Source organism: Candidatus Pedobacter colombiensis, from assembly GCA_029202485.1.
Lineage (GTDB): Bacteria > Bacteroidota > Bacteroidia > Sphingobacteriales > Sphingobacteriaceae > Pedobacter > Pedobacter colombiensis.
The window spans coordinates 656,885-671,719 of record CP119313.1; the positions used below are offsets into that span (position 1 = coordinate 656,885).

Consider the following 14,835-nt stretch of genomic DNA (forward strand, 5'->3'; position numbering starts at 1 on the left):
TTAAAAAAGGTCGTTGTTATACTAATCTTTTGTATATTCACTTAAACGAGCAATACAAAAGTTTCTATGACTGTTGAGCAATTTTTAACCTATCTGCAGCACGAGAAGAGATATTCTTCACATACCATCCAGTCTTACCAAACAGATCTGCTTCAGTTTGAAGATTTTATAGGAAAAACATTCGACATGCCATTGGCGGAGGTTAAGCATGTGCATATAAGAGATTTTATGGTGTACCTGATGGACAATAAGGTTGGAGAGAATTCAGTAGGCAGGAAGTTGTCTACACTTCGTAGTTTTTATAAATTTCTATTGCGTCAGGATTTAATACCAGCAAGCCCTATGGCTTTGGTTAAGGCGCCTAAAGTGCCTAAAAAACTACCGGTGTTTATAGATGATGCAAAGTTAGACTTGCTGCTGGATTCGGAAGAGTTCTTTGATGATAGTTTTCCTTCGGTAAGGGACAGATTGATTATCGAGACTTTTTTTGGTACAGGGATGCGCTTGGCTGAATTGCTGTCGCTGAAAGAGGAGGATATCAATTTTTATGATTCAACGATCAGGGTAATGGGTAAAAGGAGTAAGGAGCGGATCATTCCTATTAGTAAAATACTTGCTGAGCAGTTGAAAAATTATGTAGCGCTTAAAACATTACAAAAGTTTGATAACAAAACATTGGGCTTAATCGTTACTAATAAAGGAGCTGAAGCTTACCCTGAATTTATCAGGAGGATTGTTCAGCGATATTTAACTTATGTATCCACCCAAGATAAGAAAAGCCCGCACGTGTTACGACATTCTTATGCTACGAGTTTGTTGAACAGGGGCGCCGATTTAAATGCGATCAAGGAGTTGCTAGGACATGCCAGTTTAGCTGCTACGCAGGTTTATACGCATAATTCAGTAGAGAGATTAAAAACAATATATAAACAGGCCCATCCAAAGGCATAAAAAAGGAGGAAAATATGAAAATCACAGTTCAATCGATCCATTTCAACGCAGACCAGAAGTTGTTAGATTTTATCCAGAGAAAAGTCGATAAACTAGATCAGTTTTTTGATCAGATCATTAGTGGGGAAGTTTATTTAAAATTAGAAAATGTAGACGATGAGGCGAATAAGATAAGTGAGGTTAAGTTGATCGTACCGGGGGGGACAATGTTTGCAAAAGAGCAATGTAAATCCTTTGAAGAGGCGACGGATTTAGCAATTGAATCATTAAGAAAGCAAATTACTAAACATAAAGATAAGACGAGAATTAAGTTGAGCGAACACAAGGTTCTTTTGAATGCGAATGAAGTATCTGATTATTAGATACATATTTTTTAGCTTTTTGATATGAAATTGGCAGATTTACTTCTGCCAATTTTTTTTTGAAAATAATTTTGCATCGTATTAAAATTCTTGTAGATTTGCATTCCCATTCAGAGAGGGCGTTGGCCCAGTAAGAAAGAGGGGTGTTCTGTGAAAGATTAATATTGTAGAAAACATTGCTTGATTTATAAGTAATGCATTGTATAAGCCTCCTTAGCTCAGCTGGTAGAGCAACTGACTTGTAATCAGTAGGTCATTGGTTCGATTCCGATAGGAGGCTCTTTTAAGAAGTGTGTAGTGATATGCAGTGATTAAAAGCGGGGGGATACCAGAGTGGCCAAATGGGACAGACTGTAACTCTGTTGTCGCAAGACTTCGAAGGTTCGAATCCTTCTCCCCCCACAATAAAGAAGCGGAAGTAGCTCAGTTGGTAGAGCGATAGCCTTCCAAGCTATAGGTCGCGAGTTCGAACCTCGTCTTCCGCTCAAATTGGAAAAAAGCTGGGCAGTCTGCAGGCAGTGAAAGTTTAACCTTTGTTTCTGGTTAAAATAAATGCAGGCTAAGATTAAAAGCCGAAGTAGCTCAGCGGTAGAGCACTTCCTTGGTAAGGAAGAGGTCGTGGGTTCAAGTCCCATCTTTGGCTCAAAAAAGAGATGCTTTGTTAATCTGTTGTAGAGCAGCTGAACAAGGTTTTTCGTGTTGAAATAGTATCAAAACAAATAATAAATAAAAAGTTAACCTACTAATAAGTATAAAAACATGGCAAAAGAAAAGTTTGACCGCAGCAAGCCGCACTTAAACATCGGCACAATCGGTCACGTTGACCACGGTAAAACAACCTTAACAGCAGCTATCACTAAAGTGTTATCTGATGCTGGTTTATCTGAGGCGCGTTCATTTGATTCTATTGACTCTGCTCCAGAGGAAAAAGAAAGAGGTATCACTATTAATACAGCACACGTTGAATATTCAACAGCTAACCGTCACTATGCACACGTTGACTGTCCAGGTCACGCGGATTATGTGAAAAACATGGTTACTGGTGCTGCGCAAATGGATGGAGCTATCATCGTTGTAGCTGCTACAGATGGTCCGATGCCACAAACTCGTGAGCACATTCTATTGGCTCGTCAGGTAGGTGTACCTTCATTGGTTGTATTCATGAATAAAGTGGATATGGTTGATGATCCTGAGTTATTAGAATTAGTAGAGATGGAAATTCGTGAATTGTTATCATTCTATGAATTCCCTGGTGATGATATCCCTGTTATTCAAGGTTCAGCTCTTGGTGGCTTGAACGGAGATCCAAAATGGGTAGCTAAAATCATGGAATTAATGGATGCTGTTGATAGCTACATTCCAATTCCTCCACGTTTAACTGATCTTCCATTCTTAATGCCTGTTGAGGACGTATTCTCGATCACTGGTCGTGGTACTGTTGCAACTGGTCGTATTGAGCGTGGTGTAATCAACTCTGGTGATCCAGTTGAGATCTTGGGTATGGGTGCAGAAAATCTTAAATCAACTGTAACAGGTGTTGAGATGTTCCGTAAGATCCTTGATTATGGTGAAGCTGGTGATAACGTAGGTTTATTGTTACGTGGTATTGAGAAAACTGATATCCGCCGTGGTATGGTTATCTGTAAACCAGGTTCGGTAAATCCTCACACTGATTTCAAAGCTGAGATCTATGTATTGTCAAAAGCAGAAGGTGGACGTCACACTCCATTCTTTAACAAATACCGTCCACAATTCTATTTCCGTACCACAGACGTAACTGGTGAGATCTCACTAGCTGAAGGAACTGAAATGGTTATGCCAGGTGATAACGTTACAATTACAGTTAAATTGATCAACGCAATCGCAATGGAAAAAGGTCTACGTTTCGCAATCCGTGAGGGTGGTAGAACAGTAGGTGCTGGTCAGGTAACTGAAATTTTAAAATAATCACTTAGCTCTTTAAGAGATAAGCAGATCATAAAGCAAAGTACTTGGGCTTTATAGCCTAAGTACTTTGTTCTAAAAGAAGCACTAATTCTTAGATAAGAATTAAATATACACGGGAATAGTTCAATGGTAGAATAGAGGTCTCCAAAACCTTTGATCAGGGTTCGAATCCTTGTTCCCGTGCAAAAAGATAATTATGGCTAAAGTAGTTCAATTTATTAAAGAATCCTACGAGGAAATGACCCATAAGGTTACCTGGCCTACATGGGGTGAATTGCAAAATTCAGCAGTATTGGTTTTGGTAGCTTCATTAATCATTGCATGTGTTGTATTTGCAATGGATAAGGGATCTACTTTTGTTTTAGATACTTTTTATAAATCACTTTCTAATTAATATAGCTCAATGGAAGATCAGTTGAAATGGTATGTGGTTAGAGCTGTTAGCGGTAAAGAAAAAAAAGTAAAACAGTATATCGATTCTGAAATTAGTCGTTTAGGATTTTCTCATTTGGTACCACAGGTATTGATCCCAATGGAGAAATACTATCAGATGAAGGATGGTAAAAAGATTGCGAAGGAACGCAATTATTACCCGGGCTATGTTTTGATCGAGGCTATTTTAGATGGAGAATTAGAACACATTATTAAGAATATTAATAGTGTGATTGGTTTTTTAGGGGATAAGGGTGGAAATCCGGTTCCTATGCGTCAGGCAGAAGTTAACCGTATTTTAGGTAAAGTTGATGAGATGAGCCAGCAAGGCGAAACCATGAACGTTGCTTATTATGTAGGCGAGAACGTTAAAGTTATGGATGGACCATTCAATGGTTTTACTGGCGTTATTGAAGAGGTTAACGAAGAGAAGAAGAAATTAAAAGTTATGGTTAAGATTTTCGGAAGAAAGACTCCATTGGAGCTTAACTATATGCAGGTAGAGAAAGAATAGTTTTAACTATTTAAAACAATATCAAGATCTTAAATGTTACATGCTTCCAACATAATAACATTGAGTATTACAAATTAACAAAACAGAAAATGGCAAAAGAAGTCAGTGCGCTTGTTAAGTTACAAATCAAGGGTGGAGCCGCAAATCCATCGCCACCAGTAGGACCTGCGTTAGGTGCTAAGGGGGTGAACATTATGGAATTTTGCAAGCAATTCAATGCTCGTACCCAAGATAAGCCCGGTAAAGTATTACCAGTCGTAATTACTGTTTATGCTGACAAGTCTTTCGAATTTATCATCAAAACCCCTCCAGTTGCTATCCAATTAAAGGATGCTACTAAATTAACGAGTGGTTCTGCTGAGCCCAACCGTAAGAAAGTTGGTTCGGTGACTTGGGATCAGGTTAAGTCAATTGCTGAAGATAAAATGACTGATTTAAATGCATTTACTATCGAATCGGCAATGAGTATGGTTGCCGGTACAGCACGCAGTATGGGAATCACCGTTAGCGGTGATGCACCTTGGACAAATTAATTAACAAAAAACAGTTTACAACAGTGGCTAAATTAACAAAAAATCAAAAAAAGGCACATGCTAAACTAGAATCTGGTAAAACGTATTCTTTAAAGGATGCGGCTGCTTTGGTAAAAGAGATTACTACAACTAAATTTGATGCATCGGTTGATATCGATGTAGCATTAGGTGTAGATCCACGTAAAGCCAATCAAATGGTACGTGGTATTGCTACTTTACCACACGGTACAGGTAAAACTGTACGTGTATTAGTTCTTTGTACTCCTGATAAGGAAGAAGAGGCTAAAGCGGCAGGTGCAGATTTTGTAGGTTTAGACGAATATGTAGCCAAGATTGAAGGTGGATGGACTGATGTTGACATTATTATCACTACTCCTGCTTGTATGGCAAAGGTAGGTAAACTGGGCCGCGTTTTAGGTCCACGTAACCTTATGCCAAACCCTAAATCAGGTACTGTAACTAACGAAGTTGGTAAAGCAGTTACTGATGTAAAAGGCGGTAAGATTGATTTTAAAGTTGACAAAAGTGGTATTATACACGCTTCAGTAGGAAAAGTATCATTCCCAGCAGAGAAAATATATGAAAATGCTTTAGAAGTTCTTCAAGTAATTTCTAAGTTAAAACCATCTGCTGCAAAAGGAACTTATTTTAAGAGCATTCATGTTTCTTCAACTATGAGTCCTGGAATTGCAATCGAAACTAAATCAGTAGCGGGGATCTAATTATGAACAGAGAAGAAAAACACGAAGTCGTTTCGGCTCTTCAAGTGAAGATGCAGGAATACGGTAATTTTTATATTGCCGATACATCAAGCTTATCTGTTGAGAAAGTAAACAGTATCCGTCGCAAATGTTTTGAAAGCGGGATTGAAATGCAAGTTGCTAAAAACACTTTGATCAGAAAAGCGATTGAAGGATTAGAAGGCGATGCATCAGAAATCTTTGTTGCGCTTAAAGGTCAATCAGCATTATTATTCTCAACAGTAGGTAACGGTCCAGCTAAGCTGATCAAAGCCCTGAGAAAAGGATCTGATAAACCTCAGCTTAAAGCTGCATATATCGATTCAACAGTATTTATTGGTGATAACCAATTAGATACTTTAGTAAGCTTGAAATCAAGAGAAGAGCTTATTGGAGATATCATTGGATTATTACAATCACCAGCTAAAAACGTTATATCGGCATTACAGTCTGGCGGTAACAAAATTGCAGGAATTGTTAAAACTCTTCAAGAAAGAGAAGGTTAAGAACACCTTAAAAGTTCATATTAAACAAATTATTTTTACGTAAATTTTTAAAAATCTATAAAAATGGCAGATTTAAAAGCGTTTGCTGAGCAATTGGTAAACTTAACAGTTAAAGAAGTTAACGAATTAGCTCAAATCTTAAAAGACGAGTACGGTATTGAACCAGCTGCTGCTGCAGTTGCAATTGCAGGTCCTGCTGGTGATGCTGCTCCTGCAGCTGAAGAGAAATCTACTTTTGATGTAATATTGAAAGAAGCTGGTGGTCAGAAATTAGCAGTTGTTAAATTGGTAAAAGACTTAACTGGTTTAGGTTTGAAAGAAGCTAAAGACTTAGTTGATGGTGCACCGAAAGAATTGAAAGCTGGTGTTTCTAAAGACGAAGCTGCTGCTTTGAAAACTCAATTAGAAGAAGCTGGAGCTGTAGTTGAAATTAAGTAATCACTTAATTTTAATATAAATTAAACATAGACTCCGACTGTATAGTCGGAGTCTATACCTGTTTATAAACATTTCATTTAGTTTGGTTGATGAAATTGTTTAGCGGCAAACCAAACAAATAGTTTATTCTTAAACTAAATTAACTTTAGTCCATTGGCAAATAAAGTCGACCAAAGAGTAAATTTTGCACGTAGTAAGCATATCATAGATTACCCGGATTTTCTAGATGTGCAGTTGCAATCATTCAGAGAATTTTTTCAGATCGAAACTACTTCAGATAACCGTCACACAGAAGGTTTATTTAAGGTGTTTGCTGAAAATTTTCCAATCACAGATTCAAGAAACATTTTTGTTTTAGAATTCCTGGATTATTTTATTGACCCACCGCGTTATGATATACCTGAGTGTATTGACCGTGGGTTAACTTATAGTGTTCCATTGAAAGCTAAATTAAAGCTTTCGTGTAATGATGCAGAACACGAAGATTTTGAAACCATCATTCAAGATGTGTATTTAGGAACCATACCTTATATGACTCCTAAAGGTACGTTTGTGATTAACGGTGCAGAGCGTGTAATTGTTTCACAGTTACACAGGTCTCCTGGAGTGTTCTTCGGCCAAAGCCGTCACACTAACGGAACTAAGTTGTATTCTGCTCGTGTAATTCCTTTCAAAGGTTCTTGGATTGAGTTTGCTACTGACGTAAATAACGTTATGTATGCTTATATCGACCGTAAGAAGAAATTCCCTGTTACCACGTTATTGCGTGCTATCGGTTACGATTCTGATAAAGACATTCTTGAATTGTTTGATCTTGCTGATGAGGTTAAGGTTAGCAAATCAGGTTTGAAGAAATATATCGGACGTAAACTTGCTGCAAGAGTATTGAGGAAATGGGTAGAGGATTTTGTGGATGAAGATACTGGCGAGGTAGTTTCTATTGATCGTAATGAAGTGATCCTGGACAGGGATACAGTTTTAGAAGACGACCATATTGATATGATCATTGATGCTGGTGTTAAAACGATCATCTTGTCTAAAGATGATGGTGCAAGCCAGGCTGATTATACCATTATATATAATACTTTACAAAAGGATACTTCTAACTCTGAAAAAGAGGCTGTTGAAAACATCTATCGTGCTTTGCGTAATGCAGAACCACCTGATGAGGAAACTGCAAGAGGTATTATCGAACGTTTGTTCTTCTCTGATAAACGTTATGACTTAGGTGATGTGGGTAGATACCGTATCAACCGTAAGTTGAAAATGGATACTCCTGATCATGTAAAGGTTTTAACAAAAGCGGATATTATTGCTATTGTTAAATATTTGATTAAACTGATCAACTCTAAAGAAGAGGTGGATGATATTGATCACTTGTCGAATCGTCGTGTTCGTACAGTAGGTGAGCAATTATACGCTCAATTTGGTGTTGGTTTGGCACGTATGGCTCGTACCATCCGTGAGCGCATGAACATACGTGACAATGAGGTTTTCACACCAACTGATTTGATTAATGCCCGTACTTTATCGTCGGTTATTAATTCATTCTTTGGTACAAACCAGTTATCACAGTTCATGGACCAGACGAATCCTTTGGCGGAGATTACGCACAAGCGTCGTTTGTCAGCCTTAGGTCCAGGTGGTTTGTCACGTGAGCGTGCAGGTTTCGAGGTTCGTGACGTTCACTATACGCACTACGGTCGTTTGTGTACGATTGAAACACCAGAGGGACCAAACATTGGTTTGATTTCTTCTCTTTGTGTACACGCGAAGATCAACAACTTAGGTTTCATTGAAACTCCATATAAAAAAGTAGAGGATGGTATTGTTGTCATGGACGAACCGGTTATCTATTTATCTGCTGAAGATGAAGATGGTAAAACGATTGCTCAGGCAAATGCCTCTTATGATGATAAAGGTAATTTCACTACATCACGTGTAAAGGCACGTTATGAGGGTGACTTCCCGGTTATTGAGCCTGAGAAATTAGACTTAATGGACGTGGCACCTAATCAGATTACTTCGATCGCTGCATCGTTGATTCCTTTCCTTGAGCATGATGATGCGAACAGGGCTTTGATGGGGTCGAACATGCAACGTCAGGCCGTACCTTTGTTGCGTCCTGAGGCTCCGATTGTTGGTACAGGTTTGGAAGGTCGCGTAGCTCGCGATTCGAGAACACTGATCAATGCTGAAGGCGATGGTGTAGTTGAATATGTAGATGCTAATGAGATCACTATTAAATATGTTAGAAACGACAGCGATCGTTTAGTTTCTTTCGAAGGTGATAGCAAAACTTATAAATTAATCAAATTCAAGAAAACCAACCAGAATACTTGTATCAACTTAAAACCGATTGTTAAGAAGGGTCAGAAAGTTGTTAAAGGACAAGTACTTTGTGAAGGGTATGCTACTGAAAATGGTGAATTGGCATTGGGAAGAAACTTAAAAGTTGCTTTCATGCCTTGGCAAGGGTATAACTTTGAGGATGCGATCGTAATTAGCGAGCGTATTGTTCGTGAAGATATCTTTACTTCTTTACACATTGAAGAGTTTGAATTGGAAGTACGTGATACAAAACGTGGGGAAGAGGAATTGACACCAGATATCCCTAACGTTTCTGAAGAAGCTACTAAAGATTTAGATGAAAACGGTATTATCCGTATTGGTGCTGAGGTTAAAGAGGGTGACATCCTTATTGGTAAGATCACTCCTAAGGGAGAGTCTGATCCTTCGCCGGAAGAGAAATTATTACGTGCGATATTTGGTGATAAAGCAGGAGATGTGAAAGATGCATCTTTGAAAACTCCACCATCTATCAGAGGGGTAGTAATTGACACTAAATTATTCTCAAGAGCTAAGAAAACTACTAAAGCTGAAGAAAAATCGGCAATAGAGAAATTAGACAAGAGATATGATCTTGCTGTTTTAAACTTGAAAAACGAACTGGTAGATAAACTATTCCAAATTGTGAATGGTAAAACATCTCAAGGTGTATACAACGTTTATAAAGAACTGTTGTTCCCTAAGGGTGCTAAGTTTACGCAGAAAAGTTTATCTGATCTTGAATATGCACACATCAATCCATACAAATGGACTACTGATGATGATAAAAATGATCAGATCAAGTTATTGCTTCATAACTATGGTATTCGTGTTAACGAAGAGCTAGGTGCTTACAAACGTGATAAATTTGCCATCAGTGTTGGTGATGAATTGCCATCAGGTATTGTACAAATGGCTAAAGTTTATGTAGCTAAAAAACGTAAATTAAAAGTGGGTGATAAGATGGCTGGTCGTCACGGTAATAAGGGTATTGTAGCCCGTATTGTACGTGATGAAGATATGCCATTCCTTGAAGACGGAACTCCTGTTGATATCGTGTTGAACCCATTGGGTGTACCTTCACGTATGAACCTGGGCCAGATCTATGAAACTGTATTGGCATGGGCTGGTAAAGAATTGGGTGTTAAATTTGCAACTCCGATTTTTGATGGTGCTAAACATGACGAGGTAGAAGAGTGGATTGCTAAAGCTGGTGTACCTGCTTCAGGTAGAACTTATTTACATAATGGTTTAACGGGTGAGAAATTTGACCAGCCAACAACTGTAGGTATTATCTATATGTTGAAATTAGGACACATGGTTGATGATAAGATGCACGCCCGTTCAATTGGACCATACTCATTGATCACACAACAACCATTGGGTGGTAAAGCCCAATTCGGTGGTCAGCGTTTTGGTGAGATGGAGGTTTGGGCATTGGAGGCATTTGGTGCTGCCAATATCCTACAAGAGATATTAACTGTTAAGTCGGATGATGTTATCGGTAGGGCCAAAACTTATGAGGCAATTGTAAAAGGCGAGAACCTTCCTACTCCTGGTGTACCGGAATCGTTTAACGTATTGGTACATGAGTTACGTGGATTAGGTTTAGATATTACGTTAGACTAATGTTGAAAGTTATTTTGTTGGGATGTCTCAAAGGCTTTTCTGAAAGCATCCCAACTTTTTAAATTTTTCAACTTTCAAACAAAAGAGCTATGTCTTACAAAAAGGATAATAAATTAAAAAGCAATTTCACCTCGATTACCATTAGTTTGGCATCGCCTGAGGCTATTTTAGAGCGCTCTAGTGGTGAGGTGTTAAAACCTGAGACTATCAATTATCGTACTTACAAACCTGAACGTGATGGTTTGTTTTGCGAGCGTATTTTTGGTCCGGTAAAAGATTACGAATGTCATTGCGGTAAATATAAACGTATCCGTTATAAAGGTATTGTTTGTGACCGTTGTGGTGTTGAGGTAACGGAAAAGAAAGTTCGTAGAGAACGTATGGGACACATCAACCTGGTGGTTCCTGTAGCGCATATCTGGTATTTCCGTTCATTACCAAATAAAATTGGATACTTATTAGGCTTACCAACAAAAAGACTTGACCTGATCATTTACTACGAACGTTATGTAGTAATTCAGCCAGGCTTTATGGCTGAAGAAGGTATTCAGTTTATGGATTTCTTAACTGAAGAAGAGTATTTAGATATTCTTGATAAGTTACCTAAAGAAAACCAATACCTGGATGATAAAGATCCTAATAAATTCATCGCTAAAATGGGTGCTGAAGCATTAGAAGACTTATTAAAGCGTATTGACTTAGATACTTTATCTTATAACTTACGTCACCAGGCTGCTAACGAGACTTCACAACAACGTAAAAACGAAGCATTAAAACGCTTGCAGGTTGTTGAGGCTTTCCGTGGATCAAGATCACGTATTGAGAATAACCCTGAGTGGATGATCATCAAGATTGTTCCGGTTATTCCACCAGAATTACGTCCTTTGGTTCCTTTGGAAGGTGGTCGTTTTGCGACTTCAGATCTAAATGATTTGTACCGTCGTGTGATTATCCGTAATAACCGTTTGAAGCGTTTGATCGAGATCAAAGCTCCAGAGGTAATTTTACGTAACGAAAAACGTATGTTACAGGAAGCTGTAGATTCGTTATTTGATAACTCACGTAAAGTAAATGCTGTAAAAACTGAAGGTAACCGTGCTTTGAAATCCCTTTCTGATATCTTGAAAGGTAAACAAGGTCGTTTCCGTCAGAACTTATTAGGTAAACGTGTGGATTACTCGGCACGTTCGGTAATTGTTGTAGGTCCAAACCTTAAATTACACGAGTGCGGTTTACCTAAGGATATGGCTGCTGAGCTATTCAAACCATTTATCATCCGTAAGATGATAGAAAGAGGTATTGTTAAAACAGTAAAATCTGCAAAGAAAATTGTAGACAGGAAAGATCCATTAGTTTGGGATATTCTTGAGAATGTTTTAAAGGGACACCCTGTATTACTAAACCGTGCGCCTACGTTGCACAGATTAGGTATCCAGTCGTTCCAACCTAAATTGGTTGAAGGTAAAGCAATTCAGTTACACCCTCTAGTGTGTACGGCTTTTAACGCGGATTTTGACGGTGACCAGATGGCAGTACATTTACCATTAGGGCACGCCGCAATCCTTGAAGCGCAGGTATTAATGCTTGCAGCGCATAACATCTTGAACCCTGCAAATGGTACGCCTATTACTGTACCTTCTCAGGATATGGTTTTGGGTCTTTATTACATTACTAAAGGCCGTAGAACAGATGAAAAACGTGTAGTTAAAGGACAAGATTTCTCTTTCTATTCTCCGGAAGAGGTAATCATTGCTTATAATGAAAAACGTATTGATCTTCACGCATTTATCAAAGTTAAGGTAAATGTTAAATTAGAAGATGGTACGATCGCTAATAAATTGATGGAAACTACTGTTGGTCGTGTATTGTTTAATCAAATGGTACCGGAAGAAGTAGGTTATATCAACGAACTATTAACCAAGAAATCTTTAAGAGATATCATTGGTGAAGTTGTTAAAATCACTGGTATGGCACGTGCATCAAGATTCCTTGATGACATTAAGGAATTAGGTTTCCAAATGGCATTCCGCGGTGGTTTATCATTTAACTTACAGGATGTAAACATCCCTGTTGAGAAGCAAGCGCTATTAGAGCAGGCTTCGGCAGAAGTTGAAGAGGTAAGGAATAACTATAACATGGGTTTCATTACCAACAACGAGCGTTACAACCAAATTATCGATATCTGGACTCGTATCAATAACAGATTGACATCATTCGTGATGAATCAGTTATCGAGCGATAACCAAGGTTTCAACTCAGTATATATGATGTTGGACTCTGGAGCCCGTGGTTCGAAAGAGCAGATTCGTCAGCTATGCGGTATGCGTGGTTTGATGGCTAAGCCTCAGAAATCAGGTTCAGGTGGCGAGATTATTGAAAACCCGATCTTATCAAACTTTAAAGAAGGATTGTCGGTATTAGAGTACTTTATCTCTACCCACGGTGCTCGTAAAGGTTTGGCGGATACGGCGTTAAAAACAGCTGATGCGGGTTACTTGACACGTCGTTTACATGATGTGGCACAGGATATGATCGTTAATTCTGAGGATTGCGGTACATTGAGAGGTATGTATACTACTGCACTGAAAGATAATGAAGACATTGTTGAGCCATTATTTGACAGAATTTTAGGTCGTATTTCTCTACATGATGTGTTTAATCCTTTAGACGGAAACCTATTGGTTGGTGCCGGACAGGATATCACTGAAGAGATTGCAAAAACAATTGAAGAGTCTCCATTAGAAGGCATTGAAATTCGTTCGGTATTAACCTGCGAAAACAAAAGAGGAGTTTGTGCATTATGCTATGGACGTAACCTGGCAACTGGTAAACGTGTTCAAAAAGGTGAGGCTGTTGGTGTAATTGCTGCACAGTCAATCGGTGAGCCGGGTACACAGTTAACACTACGTACATTCCACGTTGGGGGTACTGCATCGAACATTGCTGCAGAATCTCAGATCACAGCTAAATTTGATGGTGTGATTGAATTTGAAAACGTTCGTACTGTTGCTACCAAAACTGAAGATGGTGATACACAAATTGTATTGGGTCGTTCAGGTGAGTTCAAGATTGTTGAGCCAGGTACTGGCAAAGTGATCATGACCAACAACATTCCTTATGGTTCATTCTTATATGTTGAGGATGGAGCTAAAATCACTAAAGGTGATAGGATTTGTTCATGGGATCCATACAACGCGGTTATTATCTCGGAGTTTGCCGGTAAGATTGAATTTGAAGCTATCATTGAGGGGGTAACTTTCCGTGAAGAATCAGATGAACAAACAGGTCACCGTGAGAAAGTAATTATAGATACTCGTGATAAAACTAAAAACCCTTCTGTAAGAATCGTTGACAAAAAAGGTGAATTGATCAGAGGATACAACATCCCGGTTGGTGCCCACATTGCAATTGATGAAGGTGATATGGTTCAAACAGGTCAGATCTTAGTTAAGATACCTCGTGCAACTGGAAAAACAAGGGATATTACGGGTGGTTTACCACGTGTAACTGAGCTTTTCGAAGCACGTAACCCATCTAACCCTGCTGTAGTAACAGAGATTGATGGTGTGGTAACTTTAGGTGGCGTGAAACGTGGTAATCGTGAGATGACTATCGAATCTAAAGATGGTGAAGTTAAAAAATATCTGGTTCCATTGTCTAAACACATCCTGGTTCAGGATAATGACTTTGTAAAAGCAGGTATGCCTTTATCAGATGGTTCGATCTCTCCTGCAGATATTCTGGCTATTAAAGGTCCGGCAGCTGTACAAGAGTACTTAGTAAATGGTATCCAGGAGGTTTATCGTTTGCAAGGTGTGAAAATCAACGATAAGCACTTTGAGGTAATTGTTCACCAAATGATGCAAAAGGTTCATATCGAAGATCCAGGAGATACTAGTTTCTTAGAGAACAACTCTGCAGATCGTTGGGACTTCATGATCGAGAACGATGAGATCTATGACAAAAAAGTTGTAGTTGAGGCTGGTGATTCAAACACTGTTAAACCTGGTCAGATCATCTCGTTACGTAAATTAAGAGACGAGAATTCTCAATTGAAACGTAAAGACTTGAAACAAATTGAAGTTCGTGATGCAAGACCTGCAACAGCTAGTTCAATGCTGCAAGGTATTACGCGTGCTTCATTAGGTACGAAATCGTTCATCTCGGCGGCATCGTTCCAGGAAACTACAAAAGTATTAAATGAGGCAGCTATTGCCGGTAAACGTGATAGCATGCTTGGATTGAAAGAAAACGTTATTGTTGGACACTTGATCCCTTCAGGTACTGGTGTACGTGGATACGAGCGTATCATTGTAGGTTCTCAGGAAGAATATGATAAATTACTAGCTTCGAAACAAGAAGAAATCGATGCTTAATATTTAAATACATTTTTCTAAAATCCCCCTTCTTTTAAGTTGGGGGATTTTTTTTGGCTACTCAATCTAAAATTTTATC

11 protein-coding genes and 5 tRNA genes are annotated in these 14,835 nt (G+C 38.6%); all 16 read left to right on the forward strand.

Going from position 1 to position 14,835, the window contains the following annotated elements:
- Positions 1–66: 66 nt before the first annotated feature.
- Positions 67–951, forward strand: a complete 885-nt coding sequence (locus P0Y49_02775; GenBank protein ID WEK20077.1) for a tyrosine-type recombinase/integrase — start codon at positions 67–69, stop codon at positions 949–951.
- A 14-nt stretch (positions 952–965) separates the two neighbouring features.
- The gene (gene raiA / locus P0Y49_02780) at positions 966–1,313 is read left to right on the forward strand and encodes a ribosome-associated translation inhibitor RaiA (protein WEK20078.1); all 348 of its coding nucleotides are present in this window, start codon (positions 966–968) and stop codon (positions 1,311–1,313) included.
- Between the two features lie 207 nt (positions 1,314–1,520).
- A tRNA-Thr gene (locus P0Y49_02785) sits at positions 1,521–1,593 on the forward strand.
- 39 nt (positions 1,594–1,632) lie between these two features.
- A tRNA-Tyr gene (locus P0Y49_02790) sits at positions 1,633–1,715 on the forward strand.
- A 10-nt stretch (positions 1,716–1,725) separates the two neighbouring features.
- Positions 1,726–1,798 (forward strand) — tRNA-Gly (locus P0Y49_02795).
- Positions 1,799–1,884: 86 nt separating this feature from the next.
- Positions 1,885–1,956 (forward strand) — tRNA-Thr (locus tag P0Y49_02800).
- A gap of 116 nt (positions 1,957–2,072) precedes the next feature.
- The gene (tuf, locus tag P0Y49_02805) at positions 2,073–3,260 is read left to right on the forward strand and encodes an elongation factor Tu (GenBank protein ID WEK20079.1); all 1,188 of its coding nucleotides are present in this window, start codon (positions 2,073–2,075) and stop codon (positions 3,258–3,260) included.
- 112 nt (positions 3,261–3,372) lie between these two features.
- Positions 3,373–3,443: transfer RNA gene (locus P0Y49_02810), tRNA-Trp, on the forward strand.
- A gap of 13 nt (positions 3,444–3,456) precedes the next feature.
- Positions 3,457–3,654 (forward strand): preprotein translocase subunit SecE, encoded by a 198-nt coding sequence (gene secE / locus P0Y49_02815; GenBank protein WEK20080.1) that lies wholly within the window; start codon positions 3,457–3,459, stop codon positions 3,652–3,654.
- Positions 3,655–3,663: 9 nt separating this feature from the next.
- Positions 3,664–4,206 carry a transcription termination/antitermination protein NusG gene (gene nusG / locus P0Y49_02820; GenBank protein WEK20081.1) on the forward strand — a complete coding sequence of 181 codons (543 nt, stop codon included), beginning with the start codon at positions 3,664–3,666 and terminating at the stop codon, positions 4,204–4,206.
- 89 nt (positions 4,207–4,295) lie between these two features.
- Positions 4,296–4,739, forward strand: a complete 444-nt coding sequence (gene rplK, locus P0Y49_02825) for a 50S ribosomal protein L11 (protein WEK20082.1) — start codon at positions 4,296–4,298, stop codon at positions 4,737–4,739.
- A 23-nt stretch (positions 4,740–4,762) separates the two neighbouring features.
- Entirely contained in the window at positions 4,763–5,461 is a 699-nt protein-coding gene (gene rplA, locus P0Y49_02830; protein WEK20083.1) for a 50S ribosomal protein L1, read from the forward strand.
- 2 nt (positions 5,462–5,463) lie between these two features.
- The gene (gene rplJ / locus P0Y49_02835) at positions 5,464–5,985 is read left to right on the forward strand and encodes a 50S ribosomal protein L10 (protein ID WEK20084.1); all 522 of its coding nucleotides are present in this window, start codon (positions 5,464–5,466) and stop codon (positions 5,983–5,985) included.
- Positions 5,986–6,048: 63 nt separating this feature from the next.
- Entirely contained in the window at positions 6,049–6,423 is a 375-nt protein-coding gene (rplL, locus tag P0Y49_02840) for a 50S ribosomal protein L7/L12 (protein WEK20085.1), read from the forward strand.
- A 153-nt stretch (positions 6,424–6,576) separates the two neighbouring features.
- Positions 6,577–10,380, forward strand: coding sequence for a DNA-directed RNA polymerase subunit beta (gene rpoB / locus P0Y49_02845; protein ID WEK20086.1), 3,804 nt, complete (start codon positions 6,577–6,579; stop codon positions 10,378–10,380).
- Between the two features lie 89 nt (positions 10,381–10,469).
- Positions 10,470–14,756: a DNA-directed RNA polymerase subunit beta' gene (gene rpoC / locus P0Y49_02850; protein WEK20087.1), complete on the forward strand. Its 4,287-nt coding sequence runs from the start codon at positions 10,470–10,472 to the stop codon at positions 14,754–14,756.
- Positions 14,757–14,835 lie beyond the last annotated feature (79 nt).